At 39.2% G+C, this 22,557-nt stretch carries 20 protein-coding genes, 1 rRNA gene and 1 pseudogene; 13 read left to right on the top strand and 9 right to left on the bottom strand.

The annotated features are described in order from the left end of the window. Positions 1 to 75: ribosomal RNA gene (rrf, locus tag MKX14_RS18350) — 5S ribosomal RNA — on the top strand; the annotation flags it as partial. Between the two features lie 125 nt (positions 76 to 200). After that, positions 201 to 1,199: a cysteine synthase A gene (gene cysK, locus MKX14_RS17405; protein ID WP_240283083.1), complete on the top strand. Its 999-nt coding sequence runs from the start codon at positions 201 to 203 to the stop codon at positions 1,197 to 1,199. A 57-nt stretch (positions 1,200 to 1,256) separates the two neighbouring features. Here the strand turns inward: cysK and MKX14_RS17400 are convergent, their stop codons facing one another. The 4 genes and pseudogenes from MKX14_RS17400 to MKX14_RS17385 form a co-directional block, all read right to left on the bottom strand. Beyond that, entirely contained in the window at positions 1,257 to 1,865 is a 609-nt protein-coding gene (locus tag MKX14_RS17400) for a lytic transglycosylase domain-containing protein (RefSeq protein WP_240283082.1), read from the bottom strand. A gap of 280 nt (positions 1,866 to 2,145) precedes the next feature. Then, a pseudogene (locus tag MKX14_RS17395) lies at positions 2,146 to 2,380 on the bottom strand (DUF2798 domain-containing protein). A gap of 4 nt (positions 2,381 to 2,384) precedes the next feature. Further along, the gene (locus MKX14_RS17390) at positions 2,385 to 2,951 is read right to left on the bottom strand and encodes a flavodoxin family protein (RefSeq protein WP_240283081.1); all 567 of its coding nucleotides are present in this window, start codon (positions 2,949 to 2,951) and stop codon (positions 2,385 to 2,387) included. Between the two features lie 18 nt (positions 2,952 to 2,969). Next, positions 2,970 to 3,455: a DUF2938 domain-containing protein gene (locus MKX14_RS17385; RefSeq protein ID WP_240283080.1), complete on the bottom strand. Its 486-nt coding sequence runs from the start codon at positions 3,453 to 3,455 to the stop codon at positions 2,970 to 2,972. Positions 3,456 to 3,537: 82 nt separating this feature from the next. Between MKX14_RS17385 and cueR the strand changes: the two genes are divergently transcribed. The 4 genes from cueR to MKX14_RS17365 all read left to right on the top strand — a co-directional run bounded on the left by cueR (position 3,538) and on the right by MKX14_RS17365 (position 8,756). Then, positions 3,538 to 3,942 (top strand): helix-turn-helix domain-containing protein, encoded by a 405-nt coding sequence (gene cueR / locus MKX14_RS17380; protein ID WP_039764014.1) that lies wholly within the window; start codon positions 3,538 to 3,540, stop codon positions 3,940 to 3,942. Between the two features lie 150 nt (positions 3,943 to 4,092). Beyond that, positions 4,093 to 5,352, top strand: a complete 1,260-nt coding sequence (locus MKX14_RS17375; protein WP_240283079.1) for an esterase-like activity of phytase family protein — start codon at positions 4,093 to 4,095, stop codon at positions 5,350 to 5,352. Positions 5,353 to 5,563: 211 nt separating this feature from the next. Next, positions 5,564 to 7,942 (top strand): YgiQ family radical SAM protein, encoded by a 2,379-nt coding sequence (locus MKX14_RS17370; RefSeq protein WP_240283078.1) that lies wholly within the window; start codon positions 5,564 to 5,566, stop codon positions 7,940 to 7,942. A 313-nt stretch (positions 7,943 to 8,255) separates the two neighbouring features. After that, on the top strand, positions 8,256 to 8,756 hold the full coding sequence (locus MKX14_RS17365; protein WP_046812252.1) for a DUF2726 domain-containing protein: 501 nt from the start codon (positions 8,256 to 8,258) through the stop codon (positions 8,754 to 8,756). A 147-nt stretch (positions 8,757 to 8,903) separates the two neighbouring features. On the opposite strand, the gene MKX14_RS17360 is transcribed toward MKX14_RS17365, so the two are convergent. Beyond that, the gene (locus MKX14_RS17360; RefSeq protein WP_005804002.1) at positions 8,904 to 9,257 is read right to left on the bottom strand and encodes a RidA family protein; all 354 of its coding nucleotides are present in this window, start codon (positions 9,255 to 9,257) and stop codon (positions 8,904 to 8,906) included. Between the two features lie 193 nt (positions 9,258 to 9,450). On the opposite strand from MKX14_RS17360, the gene MKX14_RS17355 reads away from it, so the two are divergent. Continuing rightward, positions 9,451 to 9,567 (top strand): hypothetical protein, encoded by a 117-nt coding sequence (locus MKX14_RS17355; RefSeq protein ID WP_080759734.1) that lies wholly within the window; start codon positions 9,451 to 9,453, stop codon positions 9,565 to 9,567. A gap of 4 nt (positions 9,568 to 9,571) precedes the next feature. Here the strand turns inward: MKX14_RS17355 and dinB are convergent, their stop codons facing one another. The 4 genes from dinB to MKX14_RS17335 all read right to left on the bottom strand — a co-directional run bounded on the left by dinB (position 9,572) and on the right by MKX14_RS17335 (position 13,650). Further along, positions 9,572 to 10,627, bottom strand: a complete 1,056-nt coding sequence (gene dinB, locus MKX14_RS17350; RefSeq protein WP_240283077.1) for a DNA polymerase IV — start codon at positions 10,625 to 10,627, stop codon at positions 9,572 to 9,574. Position 10,628: 1 nt separating this feature from the next. Continuing rightward, positions 10,629 to 11,387, bottom strand: coding sequence for a glycoside hydrolase family 25 protein (yegX, locus tag MKX14_RS17345; protein ID WP_046812245.1), 759 nt, complete (start codon positions 11,385 to 11,387; stop codon positions 10,629 to 10,631). 76 nt (positions 11,388 to 11,463) lie between these two features. Continuing rightward, entirely contained in the window at positions 11,464 to 12,855 is a 1,392-nt protein-coding gene (gene mdtD, locus MKX14_RS17340; RefSeq protein ID WP_032070649.1) for a multidrug transporter subunit MdtD, read from the bottom strand. Between the two features lie 171 nt (positions 12,856 to 13,026). Beyond that, on the bottom strand, positions 13,027 to 13,650 hold the full coding sequence (locus MKX14_RS17335; RefSeq protein ID WP_002062375.1) for a TIGR00730 family Rossman fold protein: 624 nt from the start codon (positions 13,648 to 13,650) through the stop codon (positions 13,027 to 13,029). 326 nt (positions 13,651 to 13,976) lie between these two features. On the opposite strand from MKX14_RS17335, the gene yoaE reads away from it, so the two are divergent. The 6 genes from yoaE to fadD all read left to right on the top strand — a co-directional run bounded on the left by yoaE (position 13,977) and on the right by fadD (position 22,547). Continuing rightward, the gene (yoaE, locus tag MKX14_RS17330; protein WP_046812244.1) at positions 13,977 to 15,566 is read left to right on the top strand and encodes a TerC family protein; all 1,590 of its coding nucleotides are present in this window, start codon (positions 13,977 to 13,979) and stop codon (positions 15,564 to 15,566) included. Between the two features lie 72 nt (positions 15,567 to 15,638). Then, a complete protein-coding gene (locus MKX14_RS17325; protein WP_240283076.1) occupies positions 15,639 to 16,106 on the top strand; it encodes a YchJ family protein in 468 nt (155 codons plus the stop codon). Positions 16,107 to 16,151: 45 nt separating this feature from the next. After that, the gene (locus MKX14_RS17320) at positions 16,152 to 16,796 is read left to right on the top strand and encodes a trimeric intracellular cation channel family protein (RefSeq protein ID WP_002121256.1); all 645 of its coding nucleotides are present in this window, start codon (positions 16,152 to 16,154) and stop codon (positions 16,794 to 16,796) included. Positions 16,797 to 16,878: 82 nt separating this feature from the next. Next, positions 16,879 to 18,198 (top strand): niacin transporter NiaP, encoded by a 1,320-nt coding sequence (niaP, locus tag MKX14_RS17315; RefSeq protein ID WP_240283075.1) that lies wholly within the window; start codon positions 16,879 to 16,881, stop codon positions 18,196 to 18,198. A 152-nt stretch (positions 18,199 to 18,350) separates the two neighbouring features. Next, complete coding sequence (gene parC, locus MKX14_RS17310) at positions 18,351 to 20,570, top strand: DNA topoisomerase IV subunit A (RefSeq protein WP_005079495.1); 2,220 nt, start codon at positions 18,351 to 18,353, stop codon at positions 20,568 to 20,570. A gap of 297 nt (positions 20,571 to 20,867) precedes the next feature. Next, positions 20,868 to 22,547: a long-chain-fatty-acid--CoA ligase gene (gene fadD / locus MKX14_RS17305; protein WP_002121274.1), complete on the top strand. Its 1,680-nt coding sequence runs from the start codon at positions 20,868 to 20,870 to the stop codon at positions 22,545 to 22,547. The last annotated feature ends 10 nt before the right edge of the window (positions 22,548 to 22,557 follow it).

The raw sequence follows: 22,557 nt of genomic DNA, 5'->3' as shown, positions 1-22,557 counted from the left end.
CGAACTCAGAAGTGAAACCTCTTAGCGCTGATGGTAGTGTGGGGTTACCCATGTGAGAGTAAGTCATCGCCAGCTCATTATTCCAAACACCCCAATCTCAAAAGAGGTTGGGGTGTTGCTTTATGTGCGGAATTTGTATCCTCAATTTTTTATATGATTATAATGGAAGAAATTCATATCAAGTCTAATAAGGATATAACATGTCTACCGATCAACAATTCCCAACACCCAATAATTTAGGTATTGCAGTTTATACAAATAATGCAGAAGCTATTGGTAATACTCCTTTAGTTCGCATCAACCGTTTAATTAAAACTGGTGCAACTGTATTAGCGAAAGTAGAAAGTCGTAATCCTGTCTTTTCTGTGAAATGCCGTATTGGGGCTGCACTAATTGCAGATGCAGAAAAAAGAGGTGTGTTGAAAGAAGGCATGCATATAGTTGAACCAACTAGTGGTAATACAGGGATTGCATTGGCTTTTGTTGCGGCAGCGAAGGGTTATGCAATTACTTTGACTATGCCAGCCAGCATGAGTCTTGAACGTAGAAAAGTATTAAAAGCTTTAGGTGCTAATTTAGTTCTAACTGAACCGGCGAAAGGGATGAAAGGGGCGGTTGATGAAGCGGTACGATTAGCAACTGAACAGCCAGATGTTTATTTTTTGCCACAACAATTTGAAAATCCAGCCAATCCACAAATTCATGTGGACACAACTGGCCCAGAAATTTGGCAAGCAACAGGTGGGCAGGTTGATATTTTAGTTGCTGGCGTAGGTACTGGAGGTACGATAACGGGTATTTCTCGTTATTTTGAACAGGTCCAAAATAAGCCATTGTACTCAGTAGCAGTTGAACCTGCTGAGTCTCCAATTATTACTCAAACTAAAAATGGTGAAAGTATTACGCCTGCACCTCATAAAATTCAGGGGATTGGTGCAAACTTTATTCCAAAAAATCTTGATTTGGATTTGGTTGATGAAGTCTTACCAGTGAGTAGTGAAGAAGCAATTCAATGGGCGAGAAACTGTGCAACTCAAGAAGGTATTTTGGTAGGTATCTCAAGTGGAGCTGCCTTGGCTGCTGCAGCTAAAATTGCAGAGCGTCCTGAAAATGCTGGTAAAACAATAGTTGTTATTCTTCCTGATAGCGGAGAACGTTATTTATCTTCTGTTTTATTTGAAGGTTTATTTGACGAATAAAATTAACTATGTAAAAAAGCCCATTAAATAGATGGGCTTTTTTTATTTGATCTGAATTTATAATGCACTTTTTAAAGTTTTCTGATGATGTTTCACAGATCGAGCATATTTTTTTGCTTTGTGTCGTGTCCAGAAGCTTCGCTCATATCCAGTTGGTCCCACATTATAATAAGCTGTTGCCTTGAACCAACTATCAGCTGACTGATAATAGTGATTTAAGATATAAGCACCACATTGAATATTAGTGGTTTCATCATATAAATTCCCCGCACAAGTTTGTTGCCAATAACTCGGAATAATTTGAGTTAAACCGACGGCGCCAGTAGGAGAGCGAGCATTACTATTGTAACTAGACTCTTGCCTGATGACTGCTGCGAGTAAAAGAGGGGGGACATTATATTGGTCAGCACTTTGAATAATCATTGGAGATAGCCGATTGGCTGTACTCGCTGGAACAGAATAAGCTTTTTGTAAGCCAGATGAGAGTTTATTTGAGCGCCAAGAAAATGAGCCACTATTCGGTCCTAAGCTTGTACACCCTGTCATTATTGTCATCAATACAATAATAAAAAATTTGAGGCTAAGGCGGTGTAATTCTGATGGTTCAAAATGATCTTGAGCTAAAGATGAGGTAAGCAAAATACAAAACCAATAATCAAATTTCAAATGAAATGATGGTATTCATCCGTACTTATCGGATCAATATAAGTTCTGTTGCTGAGTACATCTAGAAAGTAAGAATTTTGTATAATTGAAATGAAAAAACCCCGACATCCTGTCGAGGTTTCTTCGTATTCAGCTTTATGTAGCTAACTCCTGTCCACTACCGCTTCCTGCGTTCTTATTCTTCTTCAATGAGACATCCTGTCTCTCTATGTTTCATATATTATGAAAAAATACTAAAGTTGAATATTCGCAAATGACCGCAAGCTTTGTACGTTTTTACTTACAGACCTACTTCTTCAACTTTCTTAAATATGATGTCGACTAATTTCTGGGGTATAGGAGCACAAATCAATACACTTGGGAAAGCTAATATCCATGCAATGATCCAAGCCGATAACCATAATGAAACAAAGTGATGATTTAGCCCTACAGCCTTGAAAGTTGAAATACCTGAAACTATAAAAAGACATCATTCCTGATAAAATTAAGAGGAATAAAAGTTTCTGTGCTTTCATGGCCTTATATTCCTTGATAAGCATTTAAGGTTAATGCAAAATTTTCTCCAAATTGTTGAGCAGTTTTAATGTCTCCTTCATCAAACCTATCGGCATTACTGCCATGTTCAGCCTGAGCCATTAAGCCTGACCATGAGCCTAGACGATTGGCTGCTTGAGTATAAGGAATACCTTGGTGTTGTTCTGGCATAATCGGGTTGCCGACCCATAACATGCCGTGTTGCATGCAAAAGGTAAAAAGTGAAATTAGTGTTGATTGTTTATCGCCAGCGGGAAGCGAAGATACGGTAAAGCCAGCTGCTAATTTTCCTTTAAAACTTTGTTTTTTCCATAATGGACCAGTTGCATCCATGAGTTGCTTTAATTTGGAAGATACACCACCTAAATAAGTGGGGGATCCCCAAATTAAGCCGTCATATTGAATAAGAATTTCTGGGCTGTTGATAATATCTTCAGTATTGAGTAAATCTGCTTTCATATTTTTATGGCTCAAAATACCAGTTTGAATTTGCTGAGCAATAAATTGGGTGTGGCCTTGGCGGCTATGGTAAATGATGGCAATAGTTTTCATGAGTAGTCTCCTCTTTATTTAAATTTGAAATAGTTTTGCAGTGAGATATAAGCCACAACCAAAAACACTATGGTTCATCAAACTTTTTAGACAGTTCAAAAAAGGATGAGGTGTTTTTGATGAAGCAAAGCCACTACCCATCGCAGGTTGCATAATAAAAAATGGAATGAGAACGGTGACTACACCAAACATTAGAGCTGAGTAAAACTGAGGATGGCTAAGCCAAGTTGAGCCAACAATGAAAAGAAAGCTCAATGCGAAGATAATCCCCACACTATAGTGAGCAATCCAACCTAAAAAATATTCACCCTTAATTTGAGGGCTTTTTGCAATAGATTCATGAATAAGTTTCCCTTGAAATATCCAACCAACCCAGCGGCCGAGGAAGGCAAAATTTAAGGTCGGAATTTTGAATATCTTTAATATGAACAGCCAGATATCCATAAATATAGTTGCACCAATACCAAGACATAAAGCTTGAAAGAACAACGTAGAGGTATTCATTTTTACACCTTGCTTTTTATACGTATGAAACGTGATAAATTTATTGTGCAAGTTCAAGTTCACTTGAAGTCAAGAGGTTATTATGGATATTGGTGAAGTTGCTAAAAAGGCAAAAGTCACAACGGCTACACTACGTTTTTATGAAGAGAAGGGATTAATTAAATCGATAGGGCGGCAAGGCTTACGTCGACAATATGGCAAGCAGGTCATTGATCAATTGGCATTAATTTCTTTAGGTCGTGCTGCGGGTTTTTCTTTAAATGAGATTGCTGCAATGTTTGGACAAGATGGTAAGCCTGAGCTTGATCGGCAAAAACTAAAAGATAAAGCTGAACAACTAGAGCAAATGGCAAAGCGTTTACATTTTATTAGTCAAGGATTAGAACATGCTGCTGTATGTCCTGCTGAAAATCATATGGAATGCCCAACTTTTCAGAACTTTTTGAAAGCAGCGATTGCTGGAGAATATCAGCCAACAAAACTTTAAGCAGTTTTTAGCGAAGAGGTCTAATTTTTGAGGTTGTATTAAATAGTTGGTCTTGTCATATTTTCGCCATAAAGATTTCATCTTTTTGAAGTAAAAACTTCATATAAGCTTGATTAAATTTGCTTAATTTTTTACCAACTGTATAAAACCATGAGCAAAAAAACATTAGCGGCATTATTATGCTGTGCCAGTTTAGGATTGGCGGCATGTAATGATGATAACGACCAAGAACAAACTTCACCTACTGAAAATGTTACCGAACCAACCTTAATTTCTTTTGCTAAGTTACCTGTAGAAACTTATGCTGCTGGTCCAGACTCTGGCGCATATGTGAAAGGTGCAAATGGAATTTATCCTCCATTTAAAGGTCAACCTGTACAAGGCTTTTCTGCTGCATTAAAAAATGAAGATGGCAGTTATATGGCAATGGCCGATAACGGTTTTGGAACTCAAGATAATTCAGCAGACTTTTTACTTCGTATTTATAAAATAAAGCCGGATTTCAAAACTAAAGCTAAAGGCACGAGCCAAGTTACTGTACAAAGCCTTATCCAACTGCGTGATCCGAACAAATTAATTCCATTTAATATAGTCAATAGTGATACAGCTGAGCGTTTATTAACGGGTGCTGATTTTGATCCAGAGTCAATGCAACGCACTAGTGATGGGACTTATTGGATTGGAGATGAGTTTGGACCTTATTTACTTCATTTTTCAGCAGATGGCGTGTTATTAGATGCACCGATTGCTCTGCCAAATCCGTTAAATCCGACTCAAGAATTACGTTCACCACAAAATCAATTTAATAAAGCGCAAATTAATTTTGTAGAACCTCTAGTTCAGCAAAGTGGTGGTTTTGAAGGAATGGCGATTTCGCCAGATGGGCAGTATCTTTACCCACTTATAGAAAAGCCAATTAAGTCAATTCGAGAAACAGAAAGACAATTATTGATTTCTCAATTTGATGTGAAGAAAAAAGCGTATACAGGAAAATATTATTGGTTCCAGTTAGACAGTAAGGCAACCAATATTGGTGACTTCCAACTCTTTAATGATAAGGAAGGCATTATTATTGAACGTGATGCAACGCAGAATAATTTAGGTGGCTATAAAAAATTAATTCGTATTAAATTGAATGAGTCAGGCCAGCTAGTAAGCCGTGAAGATTTAGTCGATTTAATTAAAATTGCTAACCCGAATATGCTGTATGGCACAGCTAGAGCAGGGGATATTGGTATGGGACAGGTTTTTGCTTTTCCATTTGAAACCATTGAAGATGTGATTATTGAAAATGGCACAACGCTTACCGTTTTCAATGATAATAACTTCCCTGGTTCGACAGGACGTAACGCAAAACTGGCTGACGATAACGAGATTATTCAGATCCGTTTGCCAAAAGCTTTGTTCTAAGTTCTATAAATAAAAATTAAAACTGCGGCGGATTTTGGTCCGCCGTATTTATTCCAAGAAAAAATATTGAATAAACTTTAATCAAATTAATTTCTATATTGTTGTTTTCGCATGTTTTATAAACAGGGAAAATGAATGAAATTCATGTTAAAATGATCGGCTTTCATCTTTAGATGTCTCTCCTTCATCTGCTAGCCGAGATTCGCAAGCCATGTCTACTGCCTACACCATGCAGACTGCGCCCAAAGCGCTGTTTGATTACGACAAATATTGGGCGTCGTGTTTTGAACCCGCACCATTTTTGCCGATGTCACGAGAAGAAATGGACCAACTCGGCTGGGATGCGTGTGACTTTATTTTAGTCTGTGGTGATGCTTATATTGACCATCCATCATTTGTATCAGGTGTGATTGGACGTGTGCTTGAGGCACAAGGTTTCCGTGTCGGAATTATTGCACAGCCAGACTGGACCAATGTTGAAAGCTTCCGCGTTTTAGGTAAGCCAACAATTGCTTGGGGTGTAACCGCAGGTAATATGGATTCGATGATTAACCGTTATACGGCAGATCGTAAAATCCGTTCGGATGATGCTTATTCTCCAAATAATGAACCAAATAAACGTCCTGACCGTGCTGCAACAGTTTATTGCCAACGTTGTCGTGAAGCATTCCCTGACGTACCTGTGTTATTGGGGGGTATTGAAGGCAGTTTACGCCGTATTGCCCACTACGATTATTGGTCAGATAAAGTCCGTCGTTCGATTTTAATGGATTCAAAAGCCGATTTGCTGATGTATGGTAATGGTGAGCGTGCCATTATTGATGTGATGCATCGCTTGGCTAAAGGTGAAAAAATCCACGAGATTACAGACGTTCGTGGTACAGCATTTATTATTAATAAACATAACAAAGCATCAAAAGCAAAGTTTGTTGAAGTTGCGAGTAATGATGTAGATACGATTGGACGTGTTGATCCAATTATTAACCCATATGTCATGACTGAAGATATTGATGGCTGTGAGGTCGAAAAAGAAAAGGGTAACTCTTTAGCTCAGTATCAAGATTTCCAGAAAGAGATTGTTGCAAATCCGATTGTACGTGAAGGCGATAAACTAGATGACGACACTCAAATTGTTCAACTAAAGCCTGCGCAATCAAAAGCAATTAAACACAAATTACCACCACGAGAGTTGGCGGTCATTCGCTTACCTTCTTTTGAAGAAGTGGCAAATGATCAAGTGCTTTACGCGCATGCAAACCGTATTTTGCACCTTGAAACTAATCCTGGTAATGCCCGTGCATTGGTGCAACGCCATGGTGAACGTGATGTATGGATTAACCCACCTCCAATTCCTTTAACGACTGAGGAAATGGACTATGTGTTTGATTTACCTTATGCACGTTTGCCACATCCTACTTATGGTGATGCGCGTTTCCCTGCATTTGATATGATCAAATTCTCGGTCAACATTATGCGTGGCTGCTTTGGTGGTTGTACATTCTGTTCAATTACGGAACATGAAGGTCGTATTATTCAAAACCGTTCGGAAGATTCGATCTTACGTGAGATTGAAAAAATCCGTGATACGGCACCAAACTTCACCGGTATTATTTCAGATTTAGGTGGCCCAACAGCAAACATGTACCGTTTGCACTGTAAAGATCCTGAAATTGAGAAAAACTGTCGTAAACCTTCTTGTGTTTATCCGGGTGTTTGTCAAAACTTACATACCGATCACGCACCATTAGTGCAGCTTTACCGTAAAGCGCGCGCTATTAAAGGTGTGAAGAAGATTCTAATTGGTTCTGGTCTGCGCTATGACCTTGCGGTACTCAACCCTGAATATGTCAAAGAATTAGTACAACACCATGTTGGTGGTTATTTAAAAATTGCTCCTGAACATACCGAACAAGGCCCGTTATCTAAGATGATGAAACCGGGTATTGGTACGTATGATCGTTTCAAACAAATGTTTGACCGTTTTAGTAAAGAAGCTGGGAAAGAGCAATATTTAATTCCGTACTTTATTGCTGCGCATCCGGGTACTTCAGATTATGACATGATGCATCTTGCAATTTGGTTGAAAAAGAATGGTTTCCGTGCCGATCAGGTACAGACTTTCTATCCATCACCAATGGCAACGGCAACAACCATGTATTATTCGGGTAAAAACCCGCTTGCTAAAGTAGCTCGCTATACTGAAAAAGTTGATATTGTAAAAGGTGAAAAACGCCGTCGTCTGCATAAAGCATTCTTACGTTATCATGATCCAAACAACTGGCCATTACTTCGTGAGGCCCTAAAAGAGATGGGTCGCGCAGATTTAATTGGTAATTCGAAGCAGCATTTAATTCCGACTTATCAGCCAAAAGGCACAGAAGGGGAATATAAGTCTGCTCGTAAGAAAAATTCGTCTACAGCAGGTGATTCGGTTAAACGAAATAACCAGCAAACGAATAATCATTCGAATCAAAAGCGTCCACAAAAAGGACAGGTTCTAACGCAACATACAGGTTTACCTCCTCGTGAAACAGGAGAAAAAAGACCGTTTGGTGGGAAAAGCAAACCTAAATCTAAAGTTCGTGGATAATGATAAAACAGGCTCTTAAATAGAGCCTGTTTTGTTTTTTATGATTCTATTTAAATCGTATAATGAGATTTTTGAGTATTTAAAGTACAAAAAACGTAACGAATAATGATAAATACTAAAAATCTGACGAGCTGCACTTGATTGTTGTTGACTCTGTGATTATAAATAATGTGAGGGTGGCTAAATTTAAGCCAAGCTTGATAACTACAAGTGAAATTACTAAGTGAACCTTTTAAAAAACGGCTGTGTCGTTATCAATTAAAACAAAGCGTGATCTAGCAAAATCATTATAAAAAACTTAAAGGATGGACCCATGTACTATTTAATTACGATCTTATTATTATTTCTGGTTGCTGTTATGGCAGTGAAAAGTCTGTCACGAAGGCATCAACATGATAGTGCTTTAAAGCGCCGTGCAGTGTTAACTAGTCATGAGCAAATGACCTTAACCAGACTACAAACTGTTTTGCCTAAATTTACAGTATTGGCTCATGTATCTTTTGATGCACTTTTAACTACAAAATATGCGCATACACGTCGTAAATATCAAAATATGTCAGCTGATTTTGTTGTGCTTGATCAAAATTATCAGGTAGTTGTAGTTGTTGTTCTAGGGGAAAACGGTTTACGCCGAGCGCATCAACAATACGAGCGTCGCCTATTACAATTGGCTGGCTATCGTGTGCTTCATTATAGCAGTGTGCCTGATTATCATGACCTAAGAAGAGACTTATTGAGTCCTGAATCAGAATTAGCAACTTTGCATGCGACACCCCAGCTAGAAAGAATGTCAAACGCTTTTGTGAAGCCTTAAAAATTCGACATTAGCAAAATTGATTTGAGAACTCATTTAAGAAGATTTGAATAAAATGCTGAAATTCAAAATTTTAAAATTACTAAAAAATTGAGCAATATCACCCAAGATATTGCTCAATTTTACATGGATTTATAAATATAAAAATTATGGAAGTACCGCAACAACCGTCATTTCTACAAGTACATCTGGCGCATAGAGTTTTGATTCTACACATGTACGTGCTGGTGGGTTCCCTTCGCTAATCCATCCATCCCAAACCGCATTCATTGCTGCATAATCTTTTTCAATATCTTTTAAAAAAATCATGACAGAAAGAATATGGGTTTTATCAGTTCCAGCTTCTGCCAATAGACGGTCAATATTATCTAAAGTTTGTTGAGTCTGCCCTGTGACATCTGCGCTTGTATCATCGGCGAGTTGCCCAGCTAGGTGTACCAAATTACCTGAAATCGCAACTTCGCAGTAGCGTGAAGTAACGTGTAAACGCTTTACCGTCATAAAAATGCTCTAAAGTGGCTTTATTTAATAGTTTTGATTTTATGAAGAGTTGCTAGGTCGGTGCAAGCAAGTAGAAAAGAATTTCAGTAGATTATTGTGAGGAAGGGATATCTAAGCCATGTATCAGAAGAGCCCTGCAATATTCGGATTTGGTCGTCACGCCAATCACAGGACGATATGCCGAAAGTAAAGGTTGCTTTGGCATGTTGCAAATACATGGGTAATGAATATGCGTGGATTAGGTTACTCTAAAGTTTTAGTAAAAGGGAGTCTATTTTGTTTAAAAGTTGCTCTTTTGAGTGAAAAGTAGTCAATTACCAGAGGTTAAGCTGGAAGTCATCAGCTTGGGTCTGTAATTGATAAACGCCTATACCAATCAGGCGAAACTGGAAATGTTCGGGAATCTGCATTTCATTTAACAATAAAAATAAAACTTGGATTAAGTCCTGTAGCGACTGGATCGGTCTTTTAAAGCTTTTACTATGTTGTAGAGTCTGAAAATTCTTGAGTTTAAGTTTGATATTCACACCACGTGCATTGAGCTGTTTTTTCTCTAGTGTTTGCCACACTTTTTCGGCTAATCCATGCCAATAGGGCTGGCATTGAGCCAAAGTAAAATCACTATCAAAAGTTGTTTCTTTCGAAATTTGTTGGCGAGCTCTTTCAGCTTGAACAGGTCTATGGTCAATGCCCTGAGCATATAGATAGAGTTGTTGTCCATATTTACCGAAGTGGTGAACCAAAACAGCTTCTTCAATTTTCTGTAAATCACCTAAGGTATGTAGCTGAAGCGGCTGCAATTTTTCCTGAGTGACTTTACCCACGCCTGGAATTTTTTTAAGTGGCAAGTCTTGAATAAAACTAGCAACCTGCGAAGGTTTGATTACACATAAGCCATTCGGTTTATTCCAATCTGAAGCAATTTTTGCCAAAAATTTATTAGGGGCTACACCTGCTGATGCAGTCAGTCCAGTTAACCTAAAAATATCTTCTCGAATATGCATCGCAACCTCGGTTGCACTCGCAATCTGTTTTAGATTTTCAGTGACATCCAAATAGGCTTCATCTAAAGATAAAGGTTCAATAAGTAGCGTATATTGCTGAAAGATTGAGTGAATTTGAGCGGAAACCGTACGGTATTTTTCAAAATTTGGTTCAATAATGACAACTTGAGGACATAGTTTTCTTGCCTGACTCATCGACATGGCAGAACGCAAACCAAATTCACGGGCAGGGTAGGAGGCAGCAGCAATCACAGCTCGCGGATGATGCGAAGAAATAACGACGGGAAGATGCTTTAGATCAGGACGCTCTCGCAATTCGACTGATGCATAGAAGGCATCCATATCGATATGAATGATTTTGCGCATATTATTGTGCTTTCACGATGCCTTGCTGCTGTAAAAATTGATGCCATTGTTTGACAGATCCCTCGTAAACATTGAGATCTACAGACTTTGTGATTCCTTCAATTTTACCCTGATTACTATGCTGCCAAAAGAGCCATTTTCTTTTGTCTTTCAGCTCAGGTTTTCCTTCGTAATCTCTGACCCAAAGCGGTGTATTAGGAAAACTTCCTATTAATACAATGTGGTAAAAAGTTTTGGAAATATAAAAAACAGGCTGTTTGCCATAATGCTGTTTTAAGCGATCATGCATGATGCCTATTTCTTTAAGTAATTGTTCTTTGGTGTGCGCATTAATACAGTTACCGTCATATTCTAGATCGATAACAGGAGGAAGGGCATCGGCTTTGTTGGGTACAGTCGCAATAAAGTTATCTGCTTGCGTTTTACCACCACGGCATAGACGATAAAAGTGATAAGCGCCTACATGAAACCCATGTTCACGTGCTTTGAGCCAGTTTTCCTGAAATTTTGAATCTTTGTAATCGCCGCCTTCAGTCGCTTTTAAATAGACGAATTGGAATTTTTCCGGTGATATTTTTTTCCAGTTAATATCACCTTGATGATGAGAAACATCGAACCCTTGCACTGGATAATCCTGCGCAACAGCTTTTTGTTGATAGAACAGACCAAAATAAGCTAAGACTCCCATAACACAAGCTAAGCCAATTCCGATTAGGGTATTGTGCCGTGATGTGAAAAAAGTTTTAGCCAGTTTGCTCATTCAAAACTCGTTAAAATTTGAAGTCGACATCATAGCGTGATTCGCGAGCGAGAAACCATGCTAAAAATGCAACCGCTTATACAGACGTATCCTTTGGAATTTGCCAGAAAATAAAAGCAGTAATGACATTGATACAACCCAGACAAATGAGAGTGACATGAAACGCTGTTGTCACGTGGTCTGCACCATAATAATTAGTAAAGATATTGATGAGTGTGCCTGCTAGCGCCACACCAATACTCATTGATAGCATCATGATCATCGACAAGAAACTATTACCGCTACTCGCATCTTGTTGAGGTAAGTCTTTCAAGGTTAATGTATTCATGCCAACAAATTGCAGTGAATTTAATGTGCCAAACAAGAAAAAGTGCAAGGCTCTAAACCAAGTTGGAGTATCGACGGTCATTATTGCAAAAGAGGCAATACATAGCCCAACTAATGTTGTGTTAATGAGTAAAAAACGTCGGTAGCCAATCTTTTGAATAATCGGTCTGACAATTGGCTTTGAAAATAATGAGCCTAAGACCAAAGGAATCATCATTAAACCTGCTATGAAAGGTTCAAAGCCAAAAGCTACCTGTAGCATGAGGGGTAAAACAAAAGGCAAAGCATTACCACCAAAGCGAGCAAAGAAATTACCTAAAATACCAATTGCGTAAATTTTGTTTCTAAAGAGTCGGCTACGAAATAATGCATTTTGATGAGTATGTGAATGATAGGCATACCATAGTGTTGCGATTATTCCGACGACTAATAATGAAATACTAAACCATTTTGAATATTCAGGTGAGGCTAAGTGTTCGATCCCTAAAGACCATCCAATCATAGCCACGACTAATAAGATGAATCCACCCAAATCAAATGTTTTGACTGAGGGTTCTTTTACATTTGGCATGACTTTTAGTGTCATTAATATGCCAAGTATACCCATAGGAATATTGATGAGAAAAATCCAGTGCCAAGTTGCAACTTCAACTAACCATCCGCCCAAAGTTGGGCCCGCCAAAGGCCCGAGTAAACCCGCGAGGCTCATTAAGCTCATCGCAGCTAAGAACTGAGTTCGAGGAATAATTTTTAAAAGTGATAATCGGCCAACAGGAAGTAGTAAGGCGCCGCCTATGCCTTGGATGACTCGGAAAAATAACAGCTCATTGAGACTCTGAGAAAGACCACAACCTAAAGAAGCCAGAGTAAAAATTACGATTGCCGATAAGAAAATATTTCTAACACCAAAGCGGTCTGCTAACCATCCACTTAGAGGAATGCAGGCAGCAACCGATAATACATAGGCCACCACTACGCTGTGCATGCGTAAAGGATCTTCATTGAGATGATGAGCCATTGCAGGAATCGCGGTATTTACAATGGTTGTGTCCAAGGCCTGCATAAAAAAGCCAATAGAAACCAAAAGAACGAGTAGTCGATATTCGGGTTGCAAGGCTTGGTGAGTCGGCGTGGCATTCATAACATTTGAAAATTAACGTTTTGGTCTAGTGTAAAACAAATTGAATTTAAAAGAAGTAAGCCAATGTTGAATACCCCTTTACTAAATCTAAGTTCTTTTGAAGGCAGAGGTGAAAATAGTTAAAACAAAAAAAGCGGCAGAACCGCTTTTTTATGGAGAGTAGGTGGGTAACTAGACAACAAATCTTTTCGGCATTTTTAAGTTTTTAATGACGTTATAAATTTGGTCAACATCATCACATACAATTAATTTAGCTCGGTGCTGAAGGGGCAGGAAACCTTCTTGAACTGCATGATCTAATTGGGCAATAAGAGCGTTATAAAAGCCATTTACATTATATAAAATCATGGGCTTTTGATGTTGGTTGAGTTGGCCCCAAGTGGCTATTTCCAATATTTCTTCAAATGTTCCTAAACCACCCGGCAACGCAATAAATGCACTTGCACGTTCTGCCATCATGGCTTTACGTTCATGCATGGTTTCTACGACATGTAATTCAGTTAGGCCTGCATGTGCGACTTCATAATCAAGCATAAATTCAGGGATCACACCCACAGCTTCTCCGCCGTTTGCGAGAACGCTCTCTGCGACTTGTCCCATTAAGCCAATACTGGCGCCGCCATAGACTAAACCAAATCCTTGTTCAGCGATTCCATGAGCAAGTTCAATTGCTTTTTCTCGGTAGATTGGGTTATTTCCTGCACGTGAACCACAATATAATGCAATAAGAGGTTGTTTTGTTTTTACAGCTGTTATTGGTGAATCATTTACTGCCATTGTTAATACGCTATTCATTGTTTTATTTTTACCTTATCACGTTCATATTTCTTGTCTACAGTAAGCAAAAGATATGACAACTTTATAAGCAGATTTATAAGAAAGATTCATGTTTTGTATGGGTTTGGTGAATGCTAGTCATGAACAAATAAAAATGATGAATTTATGTTAAATCTTGCCTATACTAAAAATTCGTTTAACAACATATGAACAAATATGGGTAGTGGTTGTAGTCGCTCCGTTTTAATTTCTTGTCTTAAAAAAACATTTTCCTCACTTTGTATAGGCGCGCCTGCTGTGTTGCCAAATAAAGATAAAATCCAAACAACACAGGAGCAGGATCAATGATCTTTGAATGGATGTCTGATCCCTCTGCTTGGGTGGGTTTAGCAACTTTAATCGTTCTGGAAATTGTATTGGGGATCGATAACCTCGTCTTTATCGCGATTTTGGCCGAAAAATTGCCTCCAGAGCAAAGAGCTAAAGCACGTATAATCGGTTTAGTGCTTGCCTTGGGAATGCGCCTTATACTCTTAGCCTCAATTGCTTGGGTCGTGACGCTGACTGAACCACTCTTCCATATTTTTGATCATCCATTCTCTGGTCGTGATTTGATTTTATTATTCGGTGGTGTGTTCTTATTATTTAAAGGCACCATGGAATTGCACGAACGGATGGAAGGGAAACAACTTCATAAAGAAGATAATCCTGTTCATGCTGCATTCTGGATGGTTATTGTCCAGATTGTTGTGCTTGATGCTGTATTCTCGTTAGACAGTGTGATTACAGCTGTAGGTATGGTGAAAGAGCTGTCAGTCATGATGGTTGCCGTTGTTATTGCTGTCGGAATCATGTTGTGGGCATCAAAACCACTCATGGATTTTGTCAATAAACATCCAACAGTTGTCATTCTGTGTCTTGGCTTCTTGATGATGATCGGTTTCTCTTTGGTGGTGGAAGGCTTTGGTTTCCATATTCCGAAGGGCTACTTATATGCTGCAATTGGTTTCTCGGTTTTGGTGGAAATTATCAACCAGAGCATGCGCCGCAATCAGGAAAAAATGGTTACCACCACAGACTTGCGTTATCGCACTGCCTCTGCGGTTTTGCGTATGTTAGGTAGCAAAAGTACTGGTTCTTCAGACAATCAATCTTCTGATAAAGAAGATGTATTAGCGACGCAAGCTTTTGCAGATGAAGTTTTTGACGAAGAAAATGGTGCTTATCACAGTGTGCTTGTACAAGGTGTGCTTGGTTTATCAGAGCGCCCAGTAAAGTCTGTTATGACTCCACGTCCTGAATTAGAGTGGATTGATTTAGACGATGAACCTGAAGTTTTAAAAGAACGTTTAATGTCAATGACTCACTCTCGTTTGATCGTTGCACGTGGTGAGCTTGATAATATTGAAGGTATTGCGCTTACGCATAAAGTTTTAAATAACTTTATTGAAACAGGCGTGATTGATTTCCAAAAGCATTTACGTGAACCTGTGATTGTGCATGAAAATGCTCAAGTACTTATGGTGATGGAACAATTACGTCAAGCTCCTTTACAAATGGCGATCGTATTAAATGAATATGGTTCTATCGAAGGTATCGCAACGCCAATTGATATTTTAGAAGCGATTGCTGGTGAATTCCCAGATGAAGATGAATTAGACGCTGCTGCTGAAAGCTTGGCAGATGGTTCATTAATGCTTGAAGGTTCAACTGATATTCGCCATGTATCACTTTTATTAGGCCGTGATCTCGTTGACGAAAGTGAGCAGTATTCAACTTTATCGGGCTACCTGTTATTCCATTTAGGTCGTTTACCGGAAAATGGTGAAGCTGTTGAGGCAGACGGTTATCGCTTTGAAGTGATTACGATGGAAGGTCATAAAATTGAGAAAGTTCATATTGTTTCTATCGAGCAAGATGAATCAAAAGATTAAATGACGTTTTAAGTCTAGAAACATCATAAAATAGCTCAACTCTGAGCTATTTTTTTATTTGAGAAATACCAAATGACCCAACAAACTTGTCCATGTGGAAAAGGCCGCTATATAGAATGTTGTGAGCCTTTACATTTAGGCACAGCCAAAGCACTAACGGCAGAGCAGCTTATGCGTTCACGTTATAGCGCTTTTGCATTACAGCAAATTGATTATATTGTGCAAACGACTGCTTTAGGTCAGCAAACAGCACTAGATAAAGATGCCATCGCAGAGTGGAGCAAACAAAATCAATGGTTGGGTTTAGAGGTGGTTAATGCCAACGAAAAATTAGATAAAACCCACGCACAGGTTGAGTTCAAGGCTCACTATCATGATGGACAAAAAGCCCAAATTCATCATGAGGTTTCACATTTTGTTTATCACCAGCAAAAATGGTTTTTCCTCGACCCAACGGTCGATATGCACGTCACAATGAAACAACCTTGTATATGTGGTTCAGGAAAAAAATTTAAGCAATGCTGTGCACAATTTCTGTAAGTTTATCTTAAAATACGCCCACTGTTTGGCCTGAGGGAAAGGGCGATGTTACTCACCGTTATTTATATTATTGCGATTACTGCGGAAGCCATGACAGGTGCATTATCTGCTGGTCGACGGAGTATGGACTGGTTCGGTGTCGTACTGATTGCCTGTGTAACTGCTTTGGGTGGTGGTTCGGTGCGAGATGTGTTGCTTGGTCATTATCCTTTAACTTGGGTAAAACATCCAGAATACTTGGTCCTGACCTGCTGTGCTGCATTTGTCACGATTATTATTGCCAAATGGATGCGTCATTTACATAACATCTTTTTGGTGCTCGATGCTTTAGGTTTGATTGGGTTTACGATCATTGGTTGCCAGATCGCCCTACAAATGGGACATGGTTTTGTCGTATCAGCAGTAGCTGGGGTGTTGACTGGAGTATCTGGCGGTATTTTACGTGATATTTTATGTAACGATGTCCCGTTCGTTTTCCGCCGTGAACTCTATGCGAGTATCTCTTTTGTGGCAGTCATCTGTTACTGGGTTTGTCAAGATTTGGGTTTAAGTCTAGAGTTAACCGTTATTTCAACTTTAATTTTTGGCTTTACCTTACGTCTGATTGCGATCTATTTTGGTTTAGAAATGCCTAAATTTATTTATAAAGATGATGATGCAGAATCGGCTTCTTCAACCGACGAACATTAATCATGCAGAATTCGATGTGAGCATGCTATAACAATAAAATATATTGTCTTGCTCACTTATTTTTTCCAGTAGAGTTTTTCCTATGGATCTGGTTTCACGTATACAAAATCTTCCAATTGGCAAATTTCACTACACATTACTGTGGGTGGTTGGTTTAGGTTGGATGTTTGATGCGATGGACACAGGGATCATTGCTTTTATTATGACAACGCTTGTTAAAGACTGGGCATTAACACCAGCCGAAAGCGGTTGGATTGTAAGTATCGGTTTTGTAGGAATGGCTATTGGAGCTGTTTGTTCGGGAGCTTTAGCAGATCGTTTTGGCCGTAAAACGGTATTTGCGATTACGATGGCCATCTATAGCATTGCCACTGCCTTATGTGCTTTTGCTCCAGACTTAAAGTGGTTATTAATTTTTCGTTTTATTGTTGGTCTTGGGCTTGGTGGTCAGTTACCCGTTGCAGTGACATTGGTGAGTGAATATATACCTGCACATGTACGTGGTCGTTTTATTGTACTACTTGAAAGTTTTTGGGGTTTAGGTTGGTTAGTTGCTGCACTCATTTCTTATTTTATTATTCCTAAATTTGGTTGGCACATTGCATTTCTCATGGGTGGCCTCCCACTCATTTATATTTTAGTGATTTGGAAAAAACTCCCTGAATCGATACCTTATTTGATTAACCGTGGACGTGTTGAAGAAGCACACGCATTAGTTCAAAAATTAGAAGCCCAAGCAGGCGTTCAAATTGTTCACCATATTGAAGTCGTGCCAGTAGCCATGCGACAAAAAGTCTCTTTTAAACAACTTTGGAGTGGTCAATTTGCTCGCAGAAGCTTAATGCTTTGGCTCATCTGGTTTGGGATCGTATATTCCTACTACGGGATCTTTACGTGGCTGCCAAGTTTATTAGTGAAACAGGGCTATGACATCGTTAAATCTTTTGAATATGTTTTGCTTATGATTTTGGCGCAGCTACCAGGCTACTTGGCAGCGGCATGGTTTGTAGAGCGATTAGGTAGAAAAATTACACTCGCTGCATTTATCGGGTTTTGTGCCTTGTCTGCATATTTCTTTGGACAAGCCGATAGTGTAAATAGCATTATGTTTTGGGGTTGTCTCATGTCCTTCTTTAATTTGGGTGCATGGGGAGTGTTATATACCTATACACCAGAGCAATATCCAGCCAACATTCGGGCTTTCGGTTCGGGCTGGGCATCGGCAATGGGCCGTTTAGGTGGAATTTTGGCGCCGATCGTCGTCACTCATATGATGGTTTCCAAAAATGGGTTTAGCCACGTTTTTATGATGTTTACTATTGTTTTACTTTTGGTTGCAGCTGTAATTTTAATATTAGGTGAAGAAACCCAAGGTAAAAGACTAGAGTCGATCGGTCTCTAGTTTTGCCTAACTTTATAGCAAGTAACTAAAAATATAGAGAGATGAGACATAATTTGACGCTCAGGTGACAGAGTCCCTCTTGTGTCTGTAACATAGCCCACTTAGCATAAGACTCACTTAAAATAACGACTGATTTGGAAGATAAGCTGACTATGACCAGCCTTGCGCATCAAGCGACAGAAAACCGCTCTGTAGCCGAATTTACTGAACAGGCTTACCTGAATTATGCCATGTACGTCATTATGGACCGTGCATTGCCACATATCAGTGATGGCTTAAAACCTGTACAGCGCCGTATTGTCTACGCCATGAGCGAGTTGGGCTTAAAAAGCAGTGGTAAGCCAAAAAAATCGGCCCGTACTGTAGGTGACGTACTCGGTAAATATCATCCGCATGGTGATTCGGCATGTTATGAAGCCATGGTGTTGATGGCTCAGCCGTTTAGTTATCGCTATCCTTTAATTGAAGGTCAAGGGAACTGGGGTTCGCCAGATGATCCTAAATCGTTTGCTGCGATGCGTTATACCGAGGCAAAACTTTCTGCCTACAGTGAGTTATTACTAAGTGAGTTAGGACAAGGCACGAGTGAATGGCAAGATAACTTTGACGGTTCATTAAAAGAACCGATTACGTTGCCAGCTCGAGTTCCTAATATTCTGCTGAATGGTACAACCGGTATTGCGGTTGGTATGGCGACTGATATTCCGCCACATAATTTGCGTGAAGTGATTAAAGGAACAATTGCCTTAATTCGTAATCCGCAAACATCAGACGAGAAATTGGCTGAATATATTCCAGCGCCGGATTTACCAACAAAAGCTGAAATTATTACTCCGCCAGAAGAATTACTCAAAATCCAGACGACTGGACGTGGTAGTTACCGCATGCGAGCGGTTTATACCATCGAAAAAAATGAAATCGTGATTACCGAATTGCCGTATCAAGTATCGGGTTCTAAGGTGATCACTCAAATTGCCGACCAAATGCAGGCTAAGAAGCTACCATTAGTGGTGGATGTGCGTGACGAGTCGGATCATGAAAACCCAACACGACTCGTGATTGTACTGCGTTCTAACCGTATTGATGCAGAAGCGGTAATGAGCCACTTATTTGCGACTACCGATTTAGAATCAAGCTACCGTGTTAATTTAAACATGATTGGTGAGGATGGTCGTCCTCAGGTTAAGTCGATTCGACGTATCTTGCTTGAGTGGATTGAGATCCGTAAAAAAACGGTTACTCGCCGTTTGGAATATCATTTAAACCGAATTGAAAAACGTCTACATATTTTGGCAGGCCTTTTAATTGCTTATCTCGATATTGATACGGTTATCCGTATTATTCGTGAAGAAGATCAACCTAAACCTGTATTGATGGATCATTTCAAAATTGATGAGATACAGGCAGAAGCAATTTTAGAACTCAAGTTACGCCATTTAGCAAAACTTGAAGAGATGGAAATCCGTCAAGAACAGGATGAGCTCTCAGCAAAAGCAGCGATTATTCGTGAGCAATTAGAAAATCCAGAATCTTTAAAGAATCTAATTATTGGTGAATTAAAAGAAGACGCGAAAAAGTTTGGTGACGAACGCCGTTCTCCAATTGTTGCACGTGCTGAAGCTGTTCAAATTAGAGAACAAGATTTAATGCCAGCTGAAGCAGTAACGGTAGTTTTATCTGAAGCGGGATGGATTCGTGCTGCAAAAGGTGCAGATGTTGATGCAGAGAATTTAAACTATCGTGCTGGCGACCAATATTTAAGTCATGCGGTGGGCAAAACTAATCAACGAATTTATTTCCTTGATGAGACAGGGCGTAGTTATGCCTTGCCTATTAGCAGTTTGCCATCAGCAAGAGGTTTAGGCGAGCCATTAAGTTCGAAACTTGCTCCTGCAAGTGGAGTCGCGTTTATTCAGGTCTATTTAGATGATGAAGAGTCAGAACTTATTGCTGCTAGCTCATCAGGTTATGGCTTTAAAACTCAAGTCAAACAGCTAGATACCAATGCCAAGGCAGGAAAAAGTTTCTTGTCAGTACCTGAAAAGTCAAAAGCGCTACCGTTAATATCTGCCCAAAACATGACACATTTGGCTGTACTCAGCTCAGCAGGTCGACTCCTGATTATTGATTTATCAGAACTGCCAAATTTAAATAAGGGTAAAGGTAATAAGTTGATACAACTTGAAGCGAAAGAGCAGATTTTATCCATGACAACCCTGAACTTAGATGAAATAATTCAGGTGGTTGCAGGTCAACAACATCTAAAATTAAAAGGTGATGATCTACAGAAATACATGGGTAAACGAGCTTCAAAAGGGCACCTCTTACCACGTGGATATCAAAAAGCAAATAAACTGTTGATTCAGAGATAAAGCTAGCGTCGGGCAACATAAATACGCTATATATGGCAATAAGTTCAAGCAATGAACTGAACTTATTGGTATTGGATAACGATTAAAAGGACAGCAATTTGGAGTACGCAATTTGTACTCCATGCAAAAAATTTGACAGGGTCAAATTGTCAAAACTTCTGTCTCATAATCTTGTTCGAAAGTGTCATGAATGTGCCAATAAGTTTTAAATATGTTCTGGCACCAAGAAGCTAAAGAATAGCTGGGGCATTGAATAACAGTTATTACTAAGGATTACGAATCGGAGATAATGGCATTATGGAAAAGATTTGGTTTGCAGAATACCAAAAAACAGGGATTCCAGAAACAGTAGCATTGCCTGCGGAAAATACCTCTCTTGTTGATATTTTTGAGAGTAATTTCCAAAAATTTGGTTCTCGTGATGCCTTTATCTTTATGGATAAAGCGATGTCATTTAACGAGTTGGAACTTGCAAGCCGTAAGTTCGCGACCTATTTGCAAAATTTGGGGTTAGCAAAGGGAACTCGTGTGGCAGTGATGATGCCAAACGTATTGCAATATCCTGTAGTTGCATTAGCTGTGTTACGTGCAGGCTTAGTATTAGTGAATGTAAACCCACTTTATACTGCGCGTGAGCTTGAGCATCAATTAAATGACTCAGGTTCAGAAGTACTCGTGATTATCGAAAACTTCGCCAGTGTTTACCAAAGCATTTTAGGTAAAACTCCTGTGAAGCATGTTGTGGTTGCGACAGTAGGAGATATGCTTGGTACGCTTAAAGGTACATTAGTAAATTTCGTATTACGTAAAGTGCGTAAGCAAATTCCTGCTTGGAATATTCCAGGGTACGTTAAATTTAATACAGCATTAAATAAAGTAAGTCCGAGTAATTATAAGCGTCCAAATTTAACTTTAAGTGATACTGCCGTGCTTCAATATACGGGTGGTACTACAGGTGTTTCAAAAGGTGCGGAATTAACACATCTTAATTTGGTTGCCAACCTTTTACAGTGTGATGGTATCTTCCAAAGTAAATTTGGTGCAAATGATGGTGCTAAAGGCGACCGTATTGTTTGTGCATTACCGCTTTATCATATTTTTGCGTTCATGGTTTGCGCGATGTACGGTATGTATAAAGGTCAGGCAAATATCTTGATTCCGAACCCACGTGATTTACCAGCGGTAATTAATGAATTACGTAAATATCAGCCATCATTCTTTCCAGCAGTAAATACATTATTTAATGCTTTAGTAAACAATGAAGAATTTAAACAACTTGACCATAGCAATCTAAAAATGGCGATGGGCGGTGGTATGGCAGTTCTACCTTCTACAGCAGAAGCGTGGAAGAAAATTACTGGTACAACCATTATTGAAGGTTATGGTTTGTCTGAGACTTCTCCAGTAGCGACTGCAAACCCTCCTGCATCTACTGAATTTAGCGGCACAATTGGTATTCCATTACCTTTAACAGAAGTTGCTATTTTAGATGATGATGGCAAAGAAGTTGCCTTAGGTGAGCAAGGTGAAATCTCTATTCGTGGTCCTCAAGTCATGAAAGGCTATTGGAAGCGTCCTGATGAGACTGCGAAAGTCATGACTGCAGACGGTTTCTTCCGTACTGGTGATATCGGTGTTATGGATAGCCGTGGATATACTAAAATTGTAGACCGTAAAAAAGATATGATTTTAGTTTCTGGCTTTAACGTTTATCCAAGCGAAATCGAAGAAGTTATTGCTAAACATCCAAAAGTATTGGAAGTTGCAGCAATTGGTGTTCCTGATGAAAAATCAGGTGAAGTGCCAAAACTCTTTATCGTGAAAAAAGACCAAAGCTTAACAACTGAAGAAATTTTGAACTTTGCTAAAGAAAACTTAACAGGTTATAAACGCCCTCGTTATGTTGAGTTTATGGATGAATTACCTAAATCAAACGTAGGCAAAATCTTACGTAAAGACTTACGTAAGCCAGCCTAAAAAGTTAATA

This window comes from Acinetobacter pittii, from assembly GCF_022449185.1.
Taxonomy (GTDB): Bacteria; Pseudomonadota; Gammaproteobacteria; order Pseudomonadales; family Moraxellaceae; genus Acinetobacter; species Acinetobacter pittii_I.
This window is presented reverse-complemented; position numbering and strand designations above follow the sequence as displayed.

What these genes read in the sequence shown, in the direction of transcription:
- MKX14_RS17370 (WP_240283078.1), top strand. Translation starts at nt 5,564, where the DNA reads ATGTCTACTGCCTACACCATGCAGACTGCGCCCAAAGCGCTGTTTGAT.
- parC (WP_005079495.1), top strand. Translation starts at nt 18,351, where the DNA reads ATGACCAGCCTTGCGCATCAAGCGACAGAAAACCGCTCTGTAGCCGAA.
- MKX14_RS17385 (WP_240283080.1), bottom strand. Translation starts at nt 3,455, where the DNA reads ATGAATACCTCTACGTTGTTCTTTCAAGCTTTATGTCTTGGTATTGGT.
- fadD (WP_002121274.1), top strand. Translation starts at nt 20,868, where the DNA reads ATGGAAAAGATTTGGTTTGCAGAATACCAAAAAACAGGGATTCCAGAA.
- niaP (WP_240283075.1), top strand. Translation starts at nt 16,879, where the DNA reads ATGGATCTGGTTTCACGTATACAAAATCTTCCAATTGGCAAATTTCAC.
- MKX14_RS17390 (WP_240283081.1), bottom strand. Translation starts at nt 2,951, where the DNA reads ATGAAAACTATTGCCATCATTTACCATAGCCGCCAAGGCCACACCCAA.
- dinB (WP_240283077.1), bottom strand. Translation starts at nt 10,627, where the DNA reads ATGCGCAAAATCATTCATATCGATATGGATGCCTTCTATGCATCAGTC.
- MKX14_RS17335 (WP_002062375.1), bottom strand. Translation starts at nt 13,650, where the DNA reads ATGAATAGCGTATTAACAATGGCAGTAAATGATTCACCAATAACAGCT.
- cueR (WP_039764014.1), top strand. Translation starts at nt 3,538, where the DNA reads ATGGATATTGGTGAAGTTGCTAAAAAGGCAAAAGTCACAACGGCTACA.
- MKX14_RS17360 (WP_005804002.1), bottom strand. Translation starts at nt 9,257, where the DNA reads ATGACGGTAAAGCGTTTACACGTTACTTCACGCTACTGCGAAGTTGCG.
- MKX14_RS17365 (WP_046812252.1), top strand. Translation starts at nt 8,256, where the DNA reads ATGTACTATTTAATTACGATCTTATTATTATTTCTGGTTGCTGTTATG.
- mdtD (WP_032070649.1), bottom strand. Translation starts at nt 12,855, where the DNA reads ATGAATGCCACGCCGACTCACCAAGCCTTGCAACCCGAATATCGACTA.
- yegX (WP_046812245.1), bottom strand. Translation starts at nt 11,387, where the DNA reads ATGAGCAAACTGGCTAAAACTTTTTTCACATCACGGCACAATACCCTA.
- MKX14_RS17320 (WP_002121256.1), top strand. Translation starts at nt 16,152, where the DNA reads ATGTTACTCACCGTTATTTATATTATTGCGATTACTGCGGAAGCCATG.
- yoaE (WP_046812244.1), top strand. Translation starts at nt 13,977, where the DNA reads ATGATCTTTGAATGGATGTCTGATCCCTCTGCTTGGGTGGGTTTAGCA.
- cysK (WP_240283083.1), top strand. Translation starts at nt 201, where the DNA reads ATGTCTACCGATCAACAATTCCCAACACCCAATAATTTAGGTATTGCA.
- MKX14_RS17325 (WP_240283076.1), top strand. Translation starts at nt 15,639, where the DNA reads ATGACCCAACAAACTTGTCCATGTGGAAAAGGCCGCTATATAGAATGT.
- MKX14_RS17375 (WP_240283079.1), top strand. Translation starts at nt 4,093, where the DNA reads ATGAGCAAAAAAACATTAGCGGCATTATTATGCTGTGCCAGTTTAGGA.